We start from the raw sequence: 21,555 nt of genomic DNA, 5'->3' as shown, positions 1-21,555 counted from the left end.
CGCAGCGACGAAGCGTGTCGAAATCTCGGCGAGCCGAATTCGACGACGCAACCAGCTGCTGTTCGACGCGGCCCCGCACGACGCGCGGATGTGTGCACCGACGACCGACAGGACGAAATGCGACCGGCGGGATCACCCCGCCGGCCGCATTCACGTTGTGGTGACTAGAAGTCCCAGTCCTCGTCTTCGGTGTTGACGGCCTTGCCGATCACGTACGAACTGCCCGACCCGGAGAAGAAGTCATGGTTCTCGTCGGCGTTGGGCGAGAGCGCCGAGAGGATCGCCGGGTTCACGTCGGTCTCGTCCTTCGGGAACATCGCCTCGTAACCCAGGTTCATCAGCGCCTTGTTGGCGTTGTAGCGCAAGAACTTCTTGACGTCCTCGGTCAGACCGACCTCGTCGTAGAGAGCCTCGGTGTAGTCGGACTCGTTGTCGTAGAGCTCGAAGAGCAACTCAAAGGTGTAGTCCTTGAGTTCCTGGCGACGCTCCGCCGACTGGGTCTCGAGTCCGCGCTGATACTTGTACCCGATGTAGTAGCCGTGGACCGCCTCGTCTCGGATGATCAGGCGGATCAGGTCGGCAGTGTTGGTGAGCTTGGCGCGACTCGACCAGTACATCGGCAGATAGAAGCCCGAGTAGAACAGGAACGACTCGAGCAGCGTCGATGCCACCTTGCGCTTGAGCGGGTCGTCGCCACGGTAGTAGTCCATGACGATGTGCGCCTTGCGCTGGAGGTTCTCGTTCTCCTCCGACCAGCGGAATGCCTCGTCGATCTCCTTGGTGGAGCACAGGGTGGAGAAGATCGAGCTGTAGCTCTTGGCGTGCACCGACTCCATGAACGCGATGTTGGTGAGCACCGCCTCCTCGTGCGGGGTGACCGCATCGGGGATCAGCGACACCGCACCGACGGTGCCCTGGATGGTGTCGAGCAGCGTCAGGCCGGTGAAGACCCGCATGGTGAGCTGCTTCTCGTACTCGGTCAGGGTGCCCCAGGACGGGATGTCGTTGGACACCGGCACCTTCTCCGGCAGCCAGAAGTTGCCGGTCAGGCGATCCCAGACCTCGGCGTCCTTCTCGTCGGGGACGCGGTTCCAGTTGATCGCCGAGACCCGGCTGACCAGCTTGATCGGCGCACCGTCGGCCGGACTATGGCTCTCGGTGGATGTCATCGGTCTTCCCCTACTCGCTCGCTGATTCGGAAAGTGTTGTCGGTCTGAGAGAATCGCATGCCTGTCGCCGGCTCACAGCATGCAGGACACGCAGCCCTCGACCTCGGTGCCCTCGAGCGCCATCTGCCGTAGACGGATGTAGTAGAGCGTCTTGATGCCCTTGCGCCATGCGTAGATCTGCGCCTTGTTGACGTCGCGGGTGGTGGCGGTGTCCTTGAAGAACAGCGTCAGGCTCAGACCCTGGTCGACGTGCTGGGTGGCCGCCGCGTAGGTGTCGATGACCTTCTCGTACCCGATCTCGTACGCGTCCTGGTAGTAGTCCAGGTTGTCGTTGGTCATGTAGGGCGCCGGGTAGTAGACGCGACCGATCTTGCCTTCCTTGCGGATCTCGATCTTCGCGGCGACAGGATGGATCGAGCTCGTCGAGTGGTTGATGTAGCTGATCGAACCGGTCGGCGGCACGGCCTGCAGGTTCTGGTTGTAGATGCCGTCACGCTGCACGTCGGCCTTCAGCGCACGCCAGTCGTCCTGGGTCGGGATGTGGATCCCGGCCTGCGTGAACAGCTCTCGCACCCGTTCGGTGGCCGGCGCCCACTCCTGATCGGTGTAGCGGTCGAAGAACTCGCCGGAGGCGTACGTCGAGTCGGCGAACCCGGCGAAGGCGGTGCCCCGCTCGCGCGCGATGGTGTTCGATGCCCGCAGGCAGTGGTAGAGCACCGTGTAGAAGTAGATGTTGGTGAAGTCGACACCCTCGTCGCTGCCGTAGTGAATCCGTTCGCGCGCAAGATATCCGTGCAGGTTCATCTGACCGAGGCCGATGGCGTGGGACTCGTTGTTACCCCGCTCGATGGACGGCACCGAGGTGATGTCGGTCTGGTCGCTCACCGCGGTCAGGCCGCGGATGGCGGTCTCGATGGTCTGGCCCATGTCGGGCGAGTCCATCGTCTTGGCGATGTTGAGCGAACCCAGGTTGCACGAGATGTCCTTGCCCACATGGGAGTAGGACAGGTCATCGTTGAACTCCGACGCGGTGGAGACCTGCAGGATCTCCGAGCACAGGTTGGAGTGGGTGATCTTGCCGGCGATCGGGTTGGCCCGGTTCACCGTGTCCTCGTACATGATGTACGGGTAGCCCGACTCGAACTGCAGCTCGGCGAGGGTCTGGAAGAACTCGCGGGCCTTGATCTTGGTCTTGCGAATCCGCTTGTCCTCCACCATCTCGTGATACTTCTCGGTCACGTTGATGTCGGCGAACGGCACACCGTAGACGCGCTCGACGTCATACGGGGAGAACAGGTACATGTCGTCGTTGGCCTTGGCCAGCGCGAAGGTGATGTCCGGGATCACCACTCCGAGACTGAGCGTCTTGATGCGGATCTTCTCGTCCGCGTTCTCGCGCTTGGTGTCGAGGAAGCGGTAGATGTCGGGATGGTGGGCGTGCAGGTACACCGCCCCGGCACCCTGACGCGCACCGAGCTGGTTGGCGTAGGAGAACGAGTCCTCGAGCAGCTTCATGATCGGGATGACACCCGAACTCTGGTTCTCGATCTTCTTGATCGGAGCACCGTGCTCACGGATGTTGCTGAGCAGCAAGGCAACTCCGCCACCGCGCTTGGACAGCTGCAGTGCCGAGTTGATCGACCGGCCGATCGACTCCATGTTGTCCTCGATGCGCAGCAGGAAGCAGCTGACCGGCTCGCCGCGCTGCTTCTTGCCCGAGTTGAGGAAGGTGGGGGTGGCCGGCTGGAACCGGCCCGACATGATCTCGTCGACGAGGTTGCGGGCGAGTGCGGTGTCGCCGTCGGCCAGCGTCAGCGCCACCATGCAGACCCGGTCCTCGAACCGCTCGAGGTAACGCTTGCCGTCGAAGGTCTTGAGCGTATAGCTGGTGTAGTACTTGAATGCGCCGAGGAAGGTCGGGAACCGGAACTTCTTGGCGTAGGCATGCCCGAAGAGCAGCTTGACGAATTCACGGTCGTACCTGGCGAGCACCTCGGGCTCGTAGTAGTTCTCCTCGACGAGATAGTCGAGCTTCTCGTCGAGGTCGTGGAAGAACACCGTGTTCTGGTTGACGTGCTGCAGGAAGTACTGCCGGGCCGCCTCGCGGTCCTTCTCGAACTGGATGTTGCCGTCCCGGTCGTACAGGTTCAGCATCGCATTGAGTGCGTGGTAGTCGAGATCGCTCGGATCGTGGCCCGCCGGACTCACGTGCACGCCCGACTTGCTGGCCGAGGTGGTCGAATCGGTGGTCACGTCGGAGACGGAGGCGGTGGGCGACACGAAGGCTTCTCCTGTGCTTGTTTCTGGATACTTGGCGGACGGACGACGTGCCGGCCGATCTCGATGGCCGACGTTACGCGCGGGGTCCGACAGAGACGTCGAACCTGGCCGAGTCTGGATCGGCGAACGCAGGACTGCCGGCGAACTCGGCGAGACCATCCCGGACCCGGGTGACGTCGTGGTCGGTACCCATCAACTCGAATCGATAGAGGTAGGGCACCCCGCACTTGCGGGACACGATGTCGCCGGCGAGACAGTACTCCTCGCCGAAGTTGGTGTTTCCCGCCGCGATCACGGCACGGATCAGCCCGCGGTTGTGCCGGTTGTTCAGGAACTTGATGACCTGCTTCGGCACAAAGCCTCCACCGACCGCCGACGACGACTTGCCGCCGCCGTAGGTCGGGCAGATCAGGACATAGGGCTCGTCGACCTCGAAGATCCCCTCGCGGTCGATCAGCGGGATGCGGCTCGATCGGAGACCGAGCTTCTCGACGAACCGGTGCGTGTTCTCCGACACCGAGGAGAAGTAGACGACCAGTGGTGCCGTCGCCATCTCAATCACCTGCCGAAATCAGCTGTTCTCGTGTCGCGGATACGGGTCGTCGTCCTCGGCGCCTGCGGGATCGGTCCCGACTTCCCGTCCGGGCCGATCGGCCATCTCGACGCCGGCCGGGGCAGTCCCTCAGGCAGCAGCGGTGGCGAGGGCCTTGATGCGATCCGGACGGAACCCGGACCAGTGGTCATCACCGGAGACGACGACCGGCGCCTGCAGGTAGCCGAGCGCCATCACGTAGTCGCGGGCGTCGTCGTCCATGCTGATGTCGACGACCTCGTAGGACAGACCGGCCTTGTCGAGGGCCTTGTAGGTGGCATTGCACTGCACGCATGCGGGCTTGGTGTAGACGGTGATGGCCATCGGTAACGCTCCTGTGGTCGCGGGATGATCAACGGTGCCGCATTGGCGGTCTGTACTGGCTTGCCTGGTGTCGGGTCTTGTCCGGTGTCGGGTCTTGCCTGGTGTCGGATATCGGGTCGCTCGGATGTCCCCATCCGAGCAGACGTCGCTGTCTGCTTCTCGGTCGTCGACGGCGTCGGTGACCGGTTTTCCAGCGTGAAGAACGTGATCCGGATCACTCCCCGGACTGCACTTCACCGACTCGGCGGGCTCTCGCTCCCCTCGGTCCTGCCGGTGTCCAGAACACTACACCTAGTGGCCGACGTTTGCCCAAACCACTAGAACTTGTGAATCACATTCATGAAACTCGCAGGTCGCCAGGGGTACAGAATCACAAATCCCGGCGTGTCTCGGCGTGTCGTCCACAACCACACCGAGAAACGCCGGGATGTCAGTTCGTGAGGGCTCGGTCACACCCACGGTGACCGAGATGTCATCACACTCCGACGGCCACCTGCGAGGCCAGCACCGACACCGCGGAACGGACGCCGTCGACGACGTCGCCGGGCAGCACACCGTCGGCGATCTCGGCGGTCCGCAGACCGAAATCGATGTCCTCCACCACGCGGCCGCCGGCGATACCCACCGACTTGCGGGTGTCCTCGCGCGACCAGGTGCCCGCGTACTGCCCCAGTGCCGCGCTCACCACGCCCACCGGCTTGTCCTTGATCGCACCGGTTCCGTACGGACGCGAGAGCCAGTCGATGGCGTTCTTCAGGACGGCCGGGGTGGAGCCGTTGTACTCGGGCGTGAAGATCAGGACGGCGTCGGCGGCACCGACGCGCTCACGTAGTTCGGCGGCGGCCGCCGGACCCGGATCGATGTCCTCGCTGTAGAAGGGGAGCTTCTCCAGACCCTCGACCAGCGTCACCGTCACGCCCTCGGGTGCGTTGTCGGCAGCGGCCTGCGCGAGGCGGCGGTTGATCGAAGCCTGACGAAGGCTGCCCACGAGAGCCACGATATCCACGGTCGAATCGGTCACGATGTTTCTCCTGTTGTCGATGAACGAACTGATAAAATCAACCGGACCACGGTCCGAATATTTCCCGCCCCGGCTCAGAGTTAGGTAAGTCACGTGTCCGACGAACAGCGCAATGCGATCCCCCTGTGGATCGGTGGAAACGGTGATGGCGAACGAGCCGACGCCGCGCGCAACCGTCGGCTCCTGCTCGCCGCCGCCAAACAGCTCATCGACACCCACGGGGCCGCCGCGGTCACCATGGACGCAGTGGCCCACGCCGCCGGAGTCGGCAAGGGCACGGTGTTCCGCCGGTTCGGCAGTCGCAGTGGTCTGATGCACGCCCTGCTCGACCACTCCGAGTCGGAGTTGCAGCAGGCCTTCCTCTCCGGCCCCGAACCCCTCGGACCCGGCGCACCGCCGCTCGAACGCCTCGTCGCGTACGGCCGCGAACGCCTCAAACTCACCGCCGATCACCTCGACATCCTGCTCGAGGCGGGCGCCGACAGCGGCGAGTTCATGACCCACCCGGTCTGGCGCGCTTCCACTGTGCACGTCCAGATCCTGTTGCGGCAGATGGGTTTTGCCGATCAGATCGAGGCCGCGGCAATCGCCATCCAGGCGCCGATCGGCGCGTCGGCGGTCTCCCACCTGATCAACGTGGTCGGTATGGACATCGCCGTCATCGGAGACCAGTGGGAGCGGATGGTCCGCACCCTCGCAGCGGGCGCCGCCGACCGCTGAATCCGTCACCCGCGGTGCCCACCGTGTGCGCCATCACCGTCTCGAGCCCTTCTTCGACGCGCACGATGTCCCGATCCGTCCTAGCCTGAGTTGAACTCAGCGGGAAGGAATGTATACGTGAAGGCTGTCATCGTGGGTGCCGGGATGGGCGGACTCTCCGCGGCAATCGCACTCAAACAGATCGGCGTCGACGTCGAGGTCTATGAACAGGTGACCGAGAACAAGCCCGTCGGTGCCGCGATCTCGGTCTGGTCGAACGGCGTCAAGTGTCTCAACCACCTCGGTCTCGAGAAAGAGGTCGCCGCGCTCGGCGGAATCGTCGACACCATGAGCTACGTCGACGCGCACACCGGAGACGCCTTGTGCCGCTTCTCGATGCAGCCGCTCATCGACGAGGTCGGCCAGCGCCCGTATCCGGTGGCCCGCGCCGAACTGCAGTTGATGCTGATGAACGCGTACGGCATCGACGACATCCACTTCGGCAAGAAGATGGTGTCGGTGACCGACGGACCCGATTATGCGACAGTCGAATTCGCCGACGGGACCACCGACACCGCCGACCTGCTGATCGGTGCCGACGGCGCGAAGTCGCTCACCCGCGAATACGTCCTGGGCGGACCGGTCACCCGGCGCTACGCCGGTTACGTCAACTTCAACGGCCTGGTCTCGATCGACCCGGCGATCGGTCCTGCCACCGAATGGACCACCTACATCGGCGACCACCGCCGGGTGTCGGTGATGCCGATCGCCGGTGACCGCTTCTACTTCTTCTTCGACGTCCCCATGCCCGAGGGCGAACCATTCGAACGGGGAACCGCGCGTGAGGTTCTCACCGAAGAGTTCGCCGACTGGGCGCCCGGGGTACAGAAACTGATCGCCACCCTCGACCCGTCAACCACCAACCGGGTCGAGATCCTCGACCTCGACCCGTTCCACACCTGGGTCAAGGGCCGGGTGGCCGTCCTCGGCGACGCCGCCCACAACACCACCCCCGACATCGGTCAGGGCGGATGCTCGGCCATGGAAGACGCGGTCGCACTGCAGTTCGCGGTCAAGGACAACCCCGACGACGTCCACGCGGCACTGGCGGCCTACGAGGCCGCCCGTACCGAGCGCGCCGGGGAGCTCGTGCTGCGTGCCCGCAAGCGCTGCGACGTCACCCACGGCAAGGATCCCGAGAAGACCGCCGCCTGGTATGCCGAACTGAAGGGCGAGGACGGCACCAACATCATCCGCGGGATCGTCGGCAACATCCAGGGCGGCCCGCTGACCTCCTGAGCAGACCACGACCGACCACACCCGGTCGAGCACATCGCGCCACCCGACACCTCACTCGTCGGGTGGCGCGATCATCTGTCCGTCGGGGTCGGCACCGACCCCGTCGTGCGACACCAGTGCGGCGTGGCGGCTCAGGGTGGGCCCGGCCACCAACAGCGACACCACCGACCACGGCGCGGCGTGCGGCGAGTCGCCGAGGCCGAGAACCTGCGCCGTCCCGGTGTCCGGGATGCCGAATCGTACGCCCGAATCACTCAGGTAGAACAGGGATTCCGTGCGTGGGCTGTCGGCCTCGTCGCCGGTCACCTGCAGATACTCCCCCGAACCCGGTCGCAGATACACCTGATCGATCCCCGGGCCGGCACCGTCGGCACCACTGACCCGTACCGGCCGGGCACCGGATGCCAGCGGCAATCCGGTGCCGACGAGCAGTGCGGTCTCGGCCGGGCGATCGGACGCCGGCCGCGACCACACGGAGCAGACCGAGGACGACTCCTCCCCACCCACCAGATGCGGTGGGCGGAGGGGGAACTCACCGACCGGCAGGGCCTGGGTGTGCGGCACCGAGGTGAGATCCGCCGGGGCCACGGTGACCACACGCTCGGCGTCGTCGCGTCCGGCCAGGCGCAGCATCTCGGCGGCCACCTCCCCGACCTGCTGCACACCGCCGGGGAGAACCACGAAGAACGTTGTGGCGTCGTCGATCCCGACGGTACGGATCACCGATCCCACCCGGACCCCGGGCACCGGTAGCGCCGACGGCGTCCCGACCCGGTCGATGACCGGTACCGCGAGCGGATCGACCTCGGGAAAGGTGTTGAGCAGTCCGCGGCTGATCGCTCGGGCGTCGTGGTCCTCGAGCCCCAGCGCCCGCATCACCGCGACGTCGTCGGTGTCGACCGCGGCGCGCACCGGCACCCGGTGGTCGCCGCGCATCACGGTGTACACCAGAAAGGTTGCGGCGCCGTCGGTCACGAGGACCGCGTCATCGGGATCGGCGGTGGCGACCCCCTCGCCGGTCTCCGGACGCTCGCCGATCACCGTCAACTCCACCGGCGCGGTGGCGGATTCACCCCCGGACCGGTCGCAGACGGTCCACACCGATTCCCCGGGGTGCGCCGAACCCGGTAGCGCCCCAGGTGCTCCCGGGATGCCGAGCAACGGCCCCCGCGGATACTTCGCGAGTTTGGAATCACTCACCGAATCCGGTTGGGCGGCCGAGCCGGTCACCAACCGTGCCGACGCGAGATTCATCGCCGGATGCAGGGTGCCGTCGAGCAGGAGGTAGAGGCCGCCGCTGCCCTTGCCCACCAGGATCGTCGAGTCGCCGACCGAGCCCTGCGGACGCACGAGCCCCCAGATGCCACAACCGGCCACCACCAGCAGGGCCAGAACCGCACCGATCATCAGCCCGCGCGCCTGACCGCGCATCGGATCGTGCAGCATCCGGACGTCCCGGCGCACCAGGGCATGCTCGAGCCGCCGCAACAGGAATCGATACCCGTTGACCTGCGCACGCGTCGTCAGCTGACGTGCCACCCCATCCCCTCCCCCTCTTCCGGCGCGAACGGCCGGCACCGAACAAACACCGGCACACCCTCAGACGCAGCGCGATGCCCCACGGTTCCCCCGCAGACGAGAATTCCCCACACCCCGCGATCGTCGGTGATCAGCGCGAATGCAGGGGTAGCCTAACCGATACACCGCATCATCCGGGGGCCGTTGACGTCTCCCGGATGAGCTGCCGGCGACGACGATACGGGGGGACCGTGACGATCGGCATCACCGACGACCGCTCGACAGACAACCGCTCGACAGACACCCGGATCACAGACGGCAACTCCAACGCCGGTGGCACCGGCAACCGTCGCGAGCCGGAACCTGCGGCAACCGGCCGTTTCCGGCCCACCACGCGTCGTCGTGGGGCGACACCCGGCCTCACCACCCTGGTCGTGATCGAAGTGCTGCTCGGCGCAGGGCTGACGGTCGCGGTGATGCTGCGGTCGCCGATCGGTGTGGCCGCACCGGCGATCGCCGCCCTCGCAGCGCTGACCCTGATCCGGTGGTCCGACCGCGGTTCGCTGCTCGGCCGGTTCGGGCGTCGCATCGCCTTCGCCGTGTCCCGACTGCATCGACCGCCCGCGAGTGTGCCCGCCCCGTTCGACATCCCCACCGACACCCGTCCGGCACCGGGCCGTTCACCACGGGCCGGGTCCGGCATCGGTCCGGTCATCGGGGCCCGGTGGACGGGCGACACGCTGATCACGGTTCTGCGGATCAGTCCCCAGGACACCGCCCCGGTGTTCCTGACACCACACGCAGCGGTCGGCGAGGCGACACGGGGACAGGCGATTCCGCTCGACGTGCTCGCCGAGTGCCTCGACCCGTTCGACATCCCTCTGCGAAGTGTCGACATCGTGTCGACCACCCACGCCGTCGGCGGGAACGGCAGACTCACCCAGACCTACCGGCAGTTGCTCGGGCCGCTGCCGGCCACCGCTCATCGCGGTGTCCTGGTGATCCTGCGACTCGATCCGCGGGACTGTCCGGACGCCGTCGCCCGACGCGGTGGCGGCGCGGTCGGCGCACTCCGTGCCGCCACCATCACCACCACCCGGGTGGCCCGGCGCCTGTCGGCGCACGGACTGTCGGCGACCCCGCTCACCGCAGGTGAGATAACCACCGCCACACGACGACTCCTCGACGGCGCCGAGCCCGGCGACGTCGTCGAGAACTGGGATCGCCTCACCGTCGGAACGCTGCACCCACGCATGTACGCCACCGATCCGGCGACACTGGAGTCGGTGCTCGCGGGCGCCTGGACCTCGACGGTCCCGACCGCCACCATCGTGACCCGCCTGACCCGGAACACCGAGGACCGGCTTCGGGTGACCGTGCTGGTACGACTCGATCAGCACGACTGCCCGACCACTCCGGACGACGGTCGGCCCGTCGGCACCCTGGGCCGGCTCCGCGTGCTTCCGGGTCGACAGCTCGACGCCCTGACCGCCGGACTGCCGATCGCATCACCGGCCCGCCTCGACCGACATCTGCCGGGTCTCGAGGGAGTGGCCGCCCATCGGCTCGTGCAGCAGATGCTCCTGCCCGCGGCGGGCTGCGGGCAACTCGTCGGCGCCGATGCGGCCGGCCGTGCGGTGTCGGTACGACTGAACGGACCGGGCGTCGGGACCGTGATGGTGATCGGCACACCGGCGTTCGCGATGCAGACCGTCGCCCGCACGGTGGCCATCGGCGTCCCGGTGGCCATCCGGACCGCCGACCAACGCCGATGGCGCACCCTGATCGCCTCCGTCGCCGACCCCCACCGCCTCGCCTTTGCCGACCGGTCGCCGGTCGCGCGCACACAACGGGTCGACGTGTACGACGAGCACGCGCCGGTCGGCTCGCCCGTGCCCGGGCCGTCCGCCGGCATGGTGATCATCGTCCCGGACAGGGCGGCAGCCGGCCGGTATCCCGCGGCCACGGTGACCCTGGAGCAGGATTCACACTCGCCCCAACGGATCTCGATCACCACGCCGACCGGTAAGGTCGACGTCACGATGGTCACGACCCCGCAGGAGTGGGCGTTGGTCGGCGGACCGACAACCGCGGCAGACTGGCCCCGCTGACCCCCTGCGGGCCGGCCGGCGCACACGGGACGGTCAGTCGGCGATCGGCACCAGCGTTCGGAAGAAGACCGCCCGGGCGGAGTCCGCCCGCACCACGACGTCGGGGTCGGCGTCGGTCAGCCACGCCGCCTGACCGCACGGCACCCGGATCGGGGCACCGCCGACGGGCCGGATCTCGATGGAGCCGGCCAGCACCGCCAGGATCTGCGGGCCGGGCATGTCGAAGGAGATCGACGACGGCGCCGTCATCCCGGTGCCGTCGAGTTCGACGCGGGAGAGCCGGAACTCGGGAGCCGGTGTCAGGTAGACGCGTTCGGCACCGACCGTGTGGATCCTCGGGATCAGATCGGCGGCCGCGACCGGGGTGAAGTCGAGGACCCGCAACAGTTCCGGGACGTCGATGTGCTTCGGGGTGAGACCGCCGCGCAAGACGTTGTCGGAGTTGGCCATGACCTCCACACCGGTCCCGTTCAGGTAGGCGTGGAGATTCCCGGCCGACAGGTACAGTCCCTCACCGGGATTCAACCGCACCCGGTTGAGCAGCAGGGACGCAAGGACACCCGGGTCGTTCGGGTACATCTCACCGAGCTCGAGCAGGGTGCGCAGCTCTGCGTCGAAGACACCGGCCCCCTTCGCCAACGCCGACACGGCCGCAGCGAGGACCGGCGGCATCAACCTGGCGATCGTGCCCTCGGGCAGTGTCAACCAGGTGGTGAACAGTGCCCGCAGGCCGTTCGCATCGGGTTGGCCGGCCAGCATGCCCAGATAGGGATCGAGTTCTGCCACTTGCAGTTCCCGAAGCAAGCGGATGGTGTCGGCGGGATCGCGGAAGCCGGCCAGTGCATCGAACTCCGACAATGCGACGATCAGTTCGGGTTTGTGCCATGGATCGCGGTAGTTCCGGTGCTGGGCGTCGAGGGCCATGCCTGCGGCGTTCTCCCTCTCGAATCCCTCACGGGCCTGTTGCGACGACGGATGGGCCTGCAACGACAACGGCTCCTCGGCCGCGAGCACCTTGAGCAGGAACGGCAATCGCCCATCGAACCGGGCGGTGGTCACCGCACCCAGCGCGCGCGCCGGGTCGGCGTCGATCGCCGCCAGCAGATCGGTCACCCCGGCCCCGCCGCCGGCGATCCGGGCCGGACCCGCGGCATGGGCACCGAACCACAGTTCGGCCTCGGGATGCGGTGACGGGACAGGCTTTCCCCGCAACGAGGCGATCGCGGTGCGCGACCCCCAGGCGTAGGGACGCACGACTCCGTCGAGCACTCTCATTACTGTCCGGCTCCGATCAGACGAAGGTAGACCGCCGCCATCTCGATGCGCACCATCAGCACGAGCATCGAGGTGAGGTCGGCAGGAACATCGGTGAGATCCTCGATCCCGCCGCCCCATCCCGCACCACCGTCGGGCACCGGGGATGTGGACGACAGGTCGCCGCCTGCGACGACCGTCTCGGCCGTCGAGACCGTCGCGATCCGCCTGCGGGTCTGCCATTCTCGGGCTGCGGTCGTCACCATCAACACCCGCGGTGGCACCTCGCCGAGCGGGCCGTCCAACTCGGGGTCGTGGAAGATCGAATCCGCCGCCGACGTCGCCCCCGACCACCGTCGGTGCCATCCGCGGAGCAGGTCGGGCAGATCGACCGTGGCGCCGGCCTGGCCGGTGATCGAGAAGACGACAGCCGCAGCCCGAGCCGCGAGGACGAGCGTGGCAGGGGTGTCGCCCGACCAGAGCACGGCGTTCTCGTCGAGCCGCGCGGCCAATGACTTGGCCTGATTGTGGAAACTGTCGTGCGACGGGTGGCCGGCCATCGCCTCGGTGTCGAGCGCATCGGCCAGGTCGCCCAGATCGGGTGGGCTGCCGGTGAATCGGACCGCGCGCAATGCGGTGAGTGCCGCCAACAGGGCCGCGACGAAACCGGCGAATCGGAAACGCGGGTCGATCTCGATTCGCGGCGAGAGATCGATCCCGTTGCCACCCAGCGCATCCCGCAACGGACCCTCGATCGGTGCGGCGACCACCACCTCGGCCCGACGTCGCAGGGCGCGGGCCGCGGCATCGGCCAGGACCATGTCTCCGCCGTCGACACCGGCGACGACCACCACGTCGAGCGGGCCGATCCAACCGGGGAGTCCGGGAGTACAGACGATCGGGACGTCGATTCCGGTGGCCACCGACGAGGTGACCAGTGCCGCCGCGGCGGCCGCCGGGCCCGCGGATGGGCACACGATGACGACGCTACGGGGTCGCAGGTCGGCGAGCGGCGCGGTGACGCCCTCCCGGACCGCCTCGGCCACCGAACGCACCTGCGCGCCGGCCATCGCCACGGCGTGGAGCAGCCCGTCGGAATCGGCGGCGATCAGCTCCTCCACGTCGTCGAGATCGGGTGCTCCTGTTCGCATGACACCTACAGTAGTCAGCGGCCCCGGCCTCCGCCCGGAGACCACTGAGCCCGATCCCGTAGGGCCCGATCCCGTAGGGCCCGATCCCGTAGGGCCCGACTCCCCGGCGACGAATTCCCCGGCGCCCATCTCTCCGAGGTGCTCGGACAGGGCGGTCAGTCCACCGGGTCGGGCAACACGCGCAGATGTCCGCGGCGTCCCGGTCGTGGTTTGGCACCGCTACGGCGACCGGTCAGTCCCTCACCCGGCGCCGGGGGCACATCGGGCCGGAGCGGCGCGCGGTGCCGTCCGGGGGTCATGTCGTCGAAACCGTCGAAGGCATCCGCACGAGGACGCTCGGTTCCCCGCCGGTCCGCGCCGATCCAGTCGGCTCCCCTGCGGTCCGCGCCGATGTTGTCAGTACCCACTCTGCGGCGCCCGCCGGCACCGACCTCGCGCACCGCCTCGGCGAGCGCGGTCAGTTCGTAGTCCTCAGCCGGAGGTGCGGAGAAACCCCGCTCACTCCGCAGCATCTCCCAACCCCGCGGCACCGTGATCCGGCGGGCGTGGTCCTCACACAGATCCCACGAATGCGGTTCGGCCGAACTCGCGAGCGGCCCGATCACAGCGGTCGACTCCGCATACACGAAGGTCAGCGTGGCCACCGCGGAACGAGCACAGCCTGGCCTACAACACTGACGGGGAAGCTTCACGCCATCGAGGTTATCCCCCCGGGTGCCGATCCCCCGCGTCGACACGCGCGCCGGGGTAGGCGGAGCGAGACATCGGGGCGTCGGACTCCTACACTCACGCCATGCGCATCGATGGGCTCCGACGATCCCGGGGCGGAGGTTCCGGACGCCCGACGGGCGGCGCGGGCGCGCCCGGCCGCCAGGGCGGGCGCAGGCGTGACCGCCGCGGACGCGGTCTGCGCGCCCCGCTGCTGCCACCGCAGGTACCGGCCTGGCGCAGCCGGTCCGACGAGTTCGACGCGGTGGTCCTCGACGCGTTCGGCGAGATCGATGTCCGGTGGCATGACGAACTCGCCGGGCTCGACATCGCGGTGGACGAGATCCCGCGGATGCTGCCCCGTGACCCCGACACGATCCAGTGGCCCGACGAGGTCACCGCCGACGGCGCCGTACCACTGGCGCGACTGATCCCGGCGGGTGTCGACGTCCACGGACAGCCCACCCGGGCGCGGGTGGTGCTGTTCCGCCGGCCGCTGGAGAGCCGTGCGCGGCGCGACATCGAATTGGTGGAACTCATCCACGAGGTCCTGGTGCAACAGGTCGCGACCTACCTGGGCGTCGACGAGGACACCATCGACCGTGGACTCGACTGAGCCCCGGTCCGTGGCGACCCGACCGGCGACCGCGGACGCGACGACGCCGCGGGTCGGTGTCCACCGATCCCCGCGGCGTCGCAGAGCACGATCCGTGTGATCGAAACGTCAGTCGCTGTGCCGACCGACTTTCGAAAAATCCATGTGGATCAAATGATCCCGCGCTTGAGGCGACGACGCTCCCGCTCGGAGAGTCCGCCCCAGATACCGAACCGCTCGTCATTGGCCAGCGCGTACTCGAGGCACTCCGCCTTGACCTCACACCCGGAACAGATCCGCTTGGCCTCGCGGGTCGAGCCGCCCTTCTCCGGGAAGAACGCCTCGGGATCGGTCTGCGCACACAGCGCACGGTCCTGCCACTGCTCTTCGACGGTGTCGAAGAGCTCCTCGAAGTCGTTGGGCACCAACGACAGATGCCGCCGATCCTCGTCCGCGTCCGCCTGCGTCGCCTCCGGCGCCGGGATCAGAGCCGACTCGTCCACCGGACCCATGGTCCGATAGAGGTCGTCGTCGGACGTGAAGTCGGAATGACCTTGTGATTCAAGGGGATTGCCGATCGGGTCGCTGAATGCCATCGTCGGCGCCTCCTGCCTGGGAAGTCGTTCTTGGTCTACCGTCTCGCGCCACGGCACCACCGCCGCGTCACCCCACTCATCCGCACTCGTTCGATCTTCAACCCAGTGTCCCCGCAGGACGGACTCCATACCCCCGAAATCCGGAGCGACCCCGTTCGAACATGTTGTCGAAGCACCTTCGGGTGCAACGATTCTCGATCTCGAACGGAAATGACACTGATGTGATTACACACGGTCACGCCCGTCGGGGTCAAGCCGAGAGACGAATTCCCCTAATACCATCGACCGACATAAACGTGCGTTGCGACACGTCTCGGGGGCGATTCGTCGGCAATCTCACACCGCGACATGGTCTGCCGCACCCCTCGGTGGATGGACCGGGATTGGGCGTGCATCGCATCGCCGATGCACGTGGACCGGTATACCCGACCAGAGACCACCCCGCCACCTCCGGGCCACTACAGTGGGCGGACGTGAAGGTGACCGTTCTCGTCGGCGGCGTCGGTGGCGCCCGTTTCCTGCTGGGTGTGCGCGAATTGCTGGGCCCGACACCGTTTCCGCCGCCGGTCGACCCCGACCCGGCCGCCACCGCAGACCTCGGCCACGAGATCACGGCGATCGTCAACGTCGGCGACGACGCCTGGATGCATGGGGTGCGGATCTGCCCGGATCTCGACACCTGCATGTACACCTTGGGTGGAGGGATCGACCCCGAGCGCGGATGGGGACGACGCAACGAGACGTGGAACGCCAAGGAAGAACTGGCGAACTACGGTGCCGACCCGGACTGGTTCGGTCTCGGCGACCGCGATCTCGCCACCCACCTGATCCGCACCCAGATGCTCGACGCCGGCTACCGGCTCTCCGACGTGACCGCCGCCCTGTGCCGCCGCTGGCAACCGGGCGTGCGCCTGATCCCGGCCACCGACGATCGACACGAAACCCATGTGGTGGTCGCCAAACCCGACGGCGAGGAGGGTGATCGGGTGGCCATCCACTTCCAGGAATGGTGGGTACGGCACCGCGCGAAGATCCCGACCTTCGGTTTCGCTCAGGTCGGGTCGGACGAGACCGCCGCCGCGCCCGGCGTCCTCGAGGCCATCGCCGAGGCCGACGTCGTGCTGCTGGCCCCCAGCAATCCGGTGGTCAGCATCGGGGCGATCATCAACGTCCCCGGTGTCCGCAGTGCACTGCGGACCACCACCGCACGTGTCGTCGGGGTCTCACCGGTGATCGACAACCGTCCGCTGCGCGGCATGGCCGACGAGTGCCTGTCGGTGATCGGTGTGCAGACCAGCGCCGAGGCGATCGCCGCCCACTACGGGGCGCGCACTGCCAACGGCATCCTCGACGGGTGGCTGATCGCCGAGGGCGATCATGCCGCCGTGGAGGGTATCGCCATCGGCGCCGCCCCGCTGCTGATGTCCGACCCGGCCACCACCGCACAGATGGTGCGCGACGCCTGCGCCCTCGTCGGCGTCGACACTCCCGAGGTGAGCGCATGAGCACCGCGGGCATCCGCGATCACCGCGCACCCGGCGAGATCGAGATCCGGCCGGTCACCGGACTCCCCGAATTCGACACCTCCAGCGATCTCGCCGCCGAGATCCTGCGCGCCGCTCCGTGGTTGACCTCCGGCGACGTCGTGGTGGTGACCAGCAAGGTGTTCTCCAAGATCGAGGGCCGCATGGTGGTCTCGCCCACCGATCCCGACGCGCGGGATGCGCTGCGGCGCAAGCTTGTCGAGCAGGAGTCGGTCCGGGTGGTCGCCCGAAAGAACCGCACCCTGATCACCGAGAACCGGCTCGGCATCGTGCAGGCGGCCGCCGGGATCGACGGTTCCAACGTGCCCGGCGACAGCCTGGCGCTGCTGCCGGAGAACCCGGATGCCAGCGCCCGGGGACTGCGCGCCGCACTCGCCGCGGCGGGGCGTGATGTCGCCGTGATCGTCACCGACACGATGGGCCGTGCCTGGCGCACCGGACAGACCGATGTGGCCATCGGGGCCGCCGGGATCGCCGTCAGCCACCCGTACGAGGGTGGTGTGGACGCGCACGGGAACCCGTTGATCGTCACCGACATCGCCGTCGCCGACGAGATCGCCGCCGCCGCGGACCTGGTGAAGGGCAAGCTGGCCGGTGTGCCCGTCGCGGTGGTGCGCGGACTGACCATCACCGACGACAACTCGTCGGCCACCGACCTCATCCGGCCGATCGGCGAGGATCTGTTCCGGCTCGGCACCGAGGAGGCCGTCGCGCAGGGGCGTCTCGAGGCGCTCCTGACGCGTCGATCCATCCGGTCCTTCGCCGACAGCCCGGTCGACGGCGACGACATCCGGGCGGCCTGTGCGGACGCGCTGACCGCTCCGGCCCCGCACCACACGCACCCGGTGCGGTTCGTCTGGGTGCGTGACGGACGGCGCCGACGCACCCTGCTCGATACGATGGCCGCGCAGTGGCGGACCGACCTGGCCGCCGACGGCAAGACCACCGAGTCGATCGACAAGCGGGTGGCCCGTGGACAGATCCTCTACGACGCACCGGAACTGGTGATCCCGTTCCTGGTCGCCGACGGCGCTCACACCTACCCGGACGACCGCCGGAACGCCTGCGAGCACACCATGTTCACCGTCGCCGCCGGTGGTGCGGTCAACGCGCTGCTGGTGGCACTGTCGGTGCGGGGGCTCGGCAGCTGCTGGATCGGCTCGACGATCTTCGCCGCCGACATCGTCCGCGAGGCCCTCGATCTGGAGGACAGCTGGGAGCCGTTGGGCGCCATCGCGATCGGTCATCCGGTCGAGATGGGTTCACTGCGCGCACCGGCACCGGTCGACGAGTGGCTGGTGCAGCGGTGAGTACGGAATCGTTGCACGCCTCGGCGGTCGAGTTGCTCCGCGCGTGGGAGGCCCCGAACGCCGAGCAGGATTCGTTGCGGCACACTTATCTCGCGTTCCTGGCGGCCGCCCCCGATGCGTGCATGCGGGCCTCTGTGCCGGGACATCTGACGGCATCGGCCATCGTGTTCGACGCCGGCCGTACCCACGTGTTGCTCACCCTGCATCCGCGGGTGGGCCGGTGGGTACAACTCGGCGGGCACTGCGAGCCCGATGACACCGACATCGCCGTCGCGGCTCGCCGTGAGGCGCGAGAGGAGTCGGGGATCGCCGACCTCGAGCTGACCGGCGCCATCGCCCGGCTGCACACGCACCCGATCACCTGCTCGCTGGGGGTGCCGACCCGGCATCTGGACGTACAGTTCGCCGTGGTCGCACCGCCGACCGCCGACGGGTCGCTCCCGGCCATCGAGTGCAGTTCCGAATCGGTGGATCTGCAGTGGTGGCCGGTCGACGGACTGCCCGCCGACGCCGACATCGACACGCTTCCGGCACTGATCGAATTCGGGTTGCGGACGTAGCACCCCCGGTCGGACGTCCGACCCGGGACATCCTCCTCGATCACCATGCCGCAAACCCCTCCGGTCGAGCCGGAACACGGCCGACCACCGACCGGCAAACGATGGCCGAACCCACACACACCACACCCAACCCGCAAACGATGGCCGAACCCACACACACCACACCCGAGCAGCAAACGATGGTTGAGCCGACGAGGAGCGAAGCGACGAGTCGAGTCGAAACCTCCGCCACCCGACCCCGCTACGCAACCACCCTCGAGGCGATCACCACCCAGCGCACCTCCGACTCGCCCGTCAGATCTGCACGCCCTTGCCGACCGTCACGACACCGCCGGCACTGACCGCGAAACGCTGACGATCGGACTCGAGGTCCACACCGAGCTGTTCGCCATCGCCGACGACGACGTTCTTGTCGAGGATCGCGTGTCGGACCACTGCACCCTTGCCGATCCGCACGCCCGGCATCAACACGCTGCCCTCCACGATGGCACCGTCCTCGACGTAGACGTTCGCCGACAGCACCGAGGTACTCACCGACGCGGCCGACACGATGCATCCGGCACCGACCACCGAATCCTGGGCGTGGCCGCCCTGGACGAACTTGGCCGGCGGCAGATGCAGCGTCTCGCTGCGGATCGGCCAGCGACGGTTGTAGAGGTTGAACACCGGATGCACCGACACCAGATCCATGTGGGCGTCGTAGAACGCGTCCAGGGTTCCGACGTCCCGCCAGTAGCCCTTGTCGCGCTCGGTGGCACCGGGCACCTCGTTGTCCTGGAAGTCGTACACGTACGCGCTGCCCTGCGCCACGAACGCCGGGATGATGTCGCCGCCCATGTCGTGGTCGGAGTCCGCATCGGTGGCGTCCGCACGGATCGCGTCGACCAGCGCCTTGGTGGTGAACACATAGTTGCCCATCGACGCGAACGTGACGTTCGGGTCGTCGGGGGTGCCGGGCGGGTCGGCCGGCTTCTCCAGGAACCGGGTGATGCGATCGTCGTCGCCGGCGTCGATACAGCCGAACGCACTGGCCTCGGCGCGCGGGACCCGGATACCGGCGACGGTGACGTCGGCGCCGGAATCGATGTGCGCCTCGACCATCTGCGCCGGATCCATGCGATACACGTGGTCGGCACCGAAGACCACGATGTACTCGGGCTCTTCGTCGTAGATCAGGTTCAGCGACTGGAAGATCGCGTCGGCGCTGCCGGTGTACCACCGCGGACCGAGACGCTGCTGCGCCGGTACCGGGGTGATGTACTCGCCATGAAATCCCGACGTCCACCAGGTTTGCGAGATGTGTCGGTCAAGTGAATGGGACTTGTACTGTGTCAGAACACAAATGCGCTCATACCCGGCATTGACGAGGTTGGACAGCACGAAGTCGATCAGCCGGTAGGCACCACCGAAGGGAACTGCGGGTTTCGCACGATCCATCGTCAGCGGGTAGAGCCTCTTACCCTCCCCGCCGGCGAGAACGATTCCGAGAACGTGCGGCTGAGATCTCACGCTCTCACGGTAACCGTGAAACAGCGACCGGGCCAGACGAACGGGCAAGGCGCGCCGGACGAGTCGCGAGACCCGCCGCACACCGACTCCGTCTGGCGAACTCGCCGCGCGCCCACTAGCGTCTGTAGCCATGCGGGTGGCGATGATGACTCGGGAGTACCCACCCGAGGTCTATGGTGGTGCCGGCGTCCACGTCACCGAGTTGGTACGGCATCTCGCCGACCTGATCGACGTCGACGTCGAGTGCATGGGTGTGGAGCGATCGGACGCACGGGTGTACGGTCCCGACCCCGGTCTGGCCGGCGCCAATCCGGCGATCACGATGCTGTCGACGGATCTACGGATGGCGGTCGGTGCCGCCGGCGCCGACCTGGTGCACTCGCACACCTGGTACACCGGGCTCGCCGGACATCTGGCCAAGGAACTCCACGGCGTCCCGCACGTTCTCACCGCGCACTCCCTGGAACCGCGCCGGCCGTGGAAGGCCGAGCAGCTCGGCGGCGGATACCGGGTGTCGAGCTGGGTCGAACGCAATGCGGTGGAATACGCCGACGCGGTGATCGCGGTCAGTTCCGGCATGCGTGACGACGTGTGCGAGGTCTATCCCCGTCTCGATCCGAACCGGGTTCATGTGGTGCGCAACGGAATCGACACCACCCAGTGGTATCCGGTGGACGATCCGTACGGTCCGGACTCCGCACTCGTCTCTCTGGGGGTGGACCCCGATCGGCCGATCGTGGCATTCGTCGGTCGCATCACGCGTCAGAAGGGCGTCGCCCATCTGGTCGCCGCGGCGCACCACTTCTCCCCCGATGTGCAGTTGATCCTGTGTGCGGGCGCGCCCGACACCCCGGAGATCGGCGCCGAGGTGGAGGCTGCGGTCGCCGAACTGTCGGCGGCCCGCCCCGGCGTGTTCTGGGTGAGAGAGATGCTCCCCCTGCCCCGAATTCGCGAGATTCTCACCGCTGCAACGGTGTTCGTGTGCCCGTCGGTGTACGAGCCGCTGGGGATCGTGAACCTCGAGGCGATGGCGTGCGGAACCGCGGTGGTGGCTTCGGCGGTCGGCGGGATCCCGGAGGTCGTCCAGGACGGTGTGACCGGCACGCTGGTGCCCTACACCCCGGATGACGCGGCGAGCTTCGAACGTACGCTGGCCGAGGCGGTCAACGCGGTCGCCGGTGACGTCGCCACGGCCTCGGCGATGGGCGTCGCGGGCCGGGCCCGTGCCGCGGCCGAGTTCTCCTGGGCGACGATCGCCGAACAGACCGTCGCGGTGTACCGGACGGCTCTCGGTTAGTCGACGACCCGCGGTGTG

Annotated in this window: 19 protein-coding genes; 8 read left to right on the top strand and 11 right to left on the bottom strand. The window is 67.7% G+C overall.

What is annotated here, in order from left to right:
* Window positions 1–164 precede the first annotated feature (164 nt).
* The 5 genes from nrdF to ACWDUA_RS07415 form a co-directional block, all read right to left on the bottom strand.
* Window positions 165–1,169 (bottom strand): class 1b ribonucleoside-diphosphate reductase subunit beta, encoded by a 1,005-nt coding sequence (gene nrdF, locus ACWDUA_RS07435; protein ID WP_449750375.1) that lies wholly within the window; start codon window positions 1,167–1,169, stop codon window positions 165–167.
* A 72-nt stretch (window positions 1,170–1,241) separates the two neighbouring features.
* Window positions 1,242–3,449, bottom strand: a complete 2,208-nt coding sequence (nrdE, locus tag ACWDUA_RS07430; protein ID WP_449750374.1) for a class 1b ribonucleoside-diphosphate reductase subunit alpha — start codon at window positions 3,447–3,449, stop codon at window positions 1,242–1,244.
* Between the two features lie 73 nt (window positions 3,450–3,522).
* Complete coding sequence (nrdI, locus tag ACWDUA_RS07425; protein WP_449750373.1) at window positions 3,523–4,002, bottom strand: class Ib ribonucleoside-diphosphate reductase assembly flavoprotein NrdI; 480 nt, start codon at window positions 4,000–4,002, stop codon at window positions 3,523–3,525.
* Between the two features lie 129 nt (window positions 4,003–4,131).
* A complete protein-coding gene (gene nrdH / locus ACWDUA_RS07420) occupies window positions 4,132–4,365 on the bottom strand; it encodes a glutaredoxin-like protein NrdH (protein WP_020791814.1) in 234 nt (77 codons plus the stop codon).
* Window positions 4,366–4,840: 475 nt separating this feature from the next.
* Window positions 4,841–5,386: an NAD(P)H-dependent oxidoreductase gene (locus tag ACWDUA_RS07415; protein WP_449750372.1), complete on the bottom strand. Its 546-nt coding sequence runs from the start codon at window positions 5,384–5,386 to the stop codon at window positions 4,841–4,843.
* Window positions 5,387–5,479: 93 nt separating this feature from the next.
* On the opposite strand from ACWDUA_RS07415, the gene ACWDUA_RS07410 reads away from it, so the two are divergent.
* Entirely contained in the window at window positions 5,480–6,106 is a 627-nt protein-coding gene (locus tag ACWDUA_RS07410; protein WP_449750371.1) for a TetR/AcrR family transcriptional regulator, read from the top strand.
* Window positions 6,107–6,223: 117 nt separating this feature from the next.
* Window positions 6,224–7,384 carry an FAD-dependent urate hydroxylase HpxO gene (gene hpxO, locus ACWDUA_RS07405; RefSeq protein WP_449750370.1) on the top strand — a complete coding sequence of 387 codons (1,161 nt, stop codon included), beginning with the start codon at window positions 6,224–6,226 and terminating at the stop codon, window positions 7,382–7,384.
* Between the two features lie 51 nt (window positions 7,385–7,435).
* Here the strand turns inward: hpxO and eccB are convergent, their stop codons facing one another.
* Window positions 7,436–8,923 carry a type VII secretion protein EccB gene (gene eccB / locus ACWDUA_RS07400; RefSeq protein WP_449750369.1) on the bottom strand — a complete coding sequence of 496 codons (1,488 nt, stop codon included), beginning with the start codon at window positions 8,921–8,923 and terminating at the stop codon, window positions 7,436–7,438.
* A 230-nt stretch (window positions 8,924–9,153) separates the two neighbouring features.
* Here eccB and eccE point away from each other — a divergent pair, with 230 nt between their 5' ends.
* Complete coding sequence (gene eccE / locus ACWDUA_RS07395) at window positions 9,154–11,013, top strand: type VII secretion protein EccE (protein ID WP_449750368.1); 1,860 nt, start codon at window positions 9,154–9,156, stop codon at window positions 11,011–11,013.
* A gap of 33 nt (window positions 11,014–11,046) precedes the next feature.
* On the opposite strand, the gene manA is transcribed toward eccE, so the two are convergent.
* From manA to ACWDUA_RS07380, 3 genes are all read right to left on the bottom strand, one after another.
* Complete coding sequence (manA, locus tag ACWDUA_RS07390; protein ID WP_449750367.1) at window positions 11,047–12,288, bottom strand: mannose-6-phosphate isomerase, class I; 1,242 nt, start codon at window positions 12,286–12,288, stop codon at window positions 11,047–11,049.
* The gene (locus tag ACWDUA_RS07385; RefSeq protein WP_449750366.1) at window positions 12,288–13,418 is read right to left on the bottom strand and encodes a hypothetical protein; all 1,131 of its coding nucleotides are present in this window, start codon (window positions 13,416–13,418) and stop codon (window positions 12,288–12,290) included. The genes manA and ACWDUA_RS07385 overlap by 1 nt, the downstream gene beginning before the upstream one ends.
* 155 nt (window positions 13,419–13,573) lie before the next feature.
* Window positions 13,574–14,110 (bottom strand): DUF3499 domain-containing protein, encoded by a 537-nt coding sequence (locus ACWDUA_RS07380; RefSeq protein ID WP_449750365.1) that lies wholly within the window; start codon window positions 14,108–14,110, stop codon window positions 13,574–13,576.
* 101 nt (window positions 14,111–14,211) lie between these two features.
* Between ACWDUA_RS07380 and ACWDUA_RS07375 the strand changes: the two genes are divergently transcribed.
* Window positions 14,212–14,742, top strand: coding sequence for a metallopeptidase family protein (locus tag ACWDUA_RS07375; protein WP_449750364.1), 531 nt, complete (start codon window positions 14,212–14,214; stop codon window positions 14,740–14,742).
* Between the two features lie 149 nt (window positions 14,743–14,891).
* Here the strand turns inward: ACWDUA_RS07375 and ACWDUA_RS07370 are convergent, their stop codons facing one another.
* Complete coding sequence (locus ACWDUA_RS07370; protein ID WP_449750363.1) at window positions 14,892–15,317, bottom strand: WhiB family transcriptional regulator; 426 nt, start codon at window positions 15,315–15,317, stop codon at window positions 14,892–14,894.
* 473 nt (window positions 15,318–15,790) lie between these two features.
* Here ACWDUA_RS07370 and cofD point away from each other — a divergent pair, with 473 nt between their 5' ends.
* From cofD to ACWDUA_RS07355, 3 genes are read left to right on the top strand one after another with little or no spacing between them, the layout of a single operon-like run.
* Window positions 15,791–16,822 carry a 2-phospho-L-lactate transferase gene (cofD, locus tag ACWDUA_RS07365; protein ID WP_449750362.1) on the top strand — a complete coding sequence of 344 codons (1,032 nt, stop codon included), beginning with the start codon at window positions 15,791–15,793 and terminating at the stop codon, window positions 16,820–16,822.
* Window positions 16,819–18,171 (top strand): coenzyme F420-0:L-glutamate ligase, encoded by a 1,353-nt coding sequence (locus tag ACWDUA_RS07360; RefSeq protein ID WP_449750361.1) that lies wholly within the window; start codon window positions 16,819–16,821, stop codon window positions 18,169–18,171. Before cofD ends, ACWDUA_RS07360 begins: the two co-directional genes overlap by 4 nt.
* Window positions 18,168–18,731 carry an NUDIX hydrolase gene (locus tag ACWDUA_RS07355; RefSeq protein WP_449750360.1) on the top strand — a complete coding sequence of 188 codons (564 nt, stop codon included), beginning with the start codon at window positions 18,168–18,170 and terminating at the stop codon, window positions 18,729–18,731. The genes ACWDUA_RS07360 and ACWDUA_RS07355 overlap by 4 nt, the downstream gene beginning before the upstream one ends.
* Before the next feature lie 294 nt (window positions 18,732–19,025).
* Here the strand turns inward: ACWDUA_RS07355 and glgC are convergent, their stop codons facing one another.
* Window positions 19,026–20,240, bottom strand: coding sequence for a glucose-1-phosphate adenylyltransferase (glgC, locus tag ACWDUA_RS07350; RefSeq protein WP_449750359.1), 1,215 nt, complete (start codon window positions 20,238–20,240; stop codon window positions 19,026–19,028).
* A 130-nt stretch (window positions 20,241–20,370) separates the two neighbouring features.
* Between glgC and glgA the strand changes: the two genes are divergently transcribed.
* Window positions 20,371–21,537 (top strand): glycogen synthase, encoded by a 1,167-nt coding sequence (gene glgA / locus ACWDUA_RS07345; protein WP_449750358.1) that lies wholly within the window; start codon window positions 20,371–20,373, stop codon window positions 21,535–21,537.
* Window positions 21,538–21,555 lie beyond the last annotated feature (18 nt).

This window comes from Gordonia sp. NPDC003376 (assembly GCF_053589235.1).
This window is presented reverse-complemented; position numbering and strand designations above follow the sequence as displayed.

Bases quoted from the DNA above. Each gene is read 5' to 3' on its own strand.
- nrdF (WP_449750375.1), bottom strand. From the start codon at position 1,169: ATGACATCCACCGAGAGCCATAGTCCGGCCGACGGTGCGCCGATCAAG.
- nrdI (WP_449750373.1), bottom strand. From the start codon at position 4,002: ATGGCGACGGCACCACTGGTCGTCTACTTCTCCTCGGTGTCGGAGAAC.
- nrdH (WP_020791814.1), bottom strand. From the start codon at position 4,365: ATGGCCATCACCGTCTACACCAAGCCCGCATGCGTGCAGTGCAATGCC.
- manA (WP_449750367.1), bottom strand. From the start codon at position 12,288: ATGAGAGTGCTCGACGGAGTCGTGCGTCCCTACGCCTGGGGGTCGCGC.
- ACWDUA_RS07385 (WP_449750366.1), bottom strand. From the start codon at position 13,418: ATGCGAACAGGAGCACCCGATCTCGACGACGTGGAGGAGCTGATCGCC.
- ACWDUA_RS07375 (WP_449750364.1), top strand. From the start codon at position 14,212: ATGCGCATCGATGGGCTCCGACGATCCCGGGGCGGAGGTTCCGGACGC.
- ACWDUA_RS07370 (WP_449750363.1), bottom strand. From the start codon at position 15,317: ATGGCATTCAGCGACCCGATCGGCAATCCCCTTGAATCACAAGGTCAT.
- ACWDUA_RS07360 (WP_449750361.1), top strand. From the start codon at position 16,819: ATGAGCACCGCGGGCATCCGCGATCACCGCGCACCCGGCGAGATCGAG.
- glgA (WP_449750358.1), top strand. From the start codon at position 20,371: ATGCGGGTGGCGATGATGACTCGGGAGTACCCACCCGAGGTCTATGGT.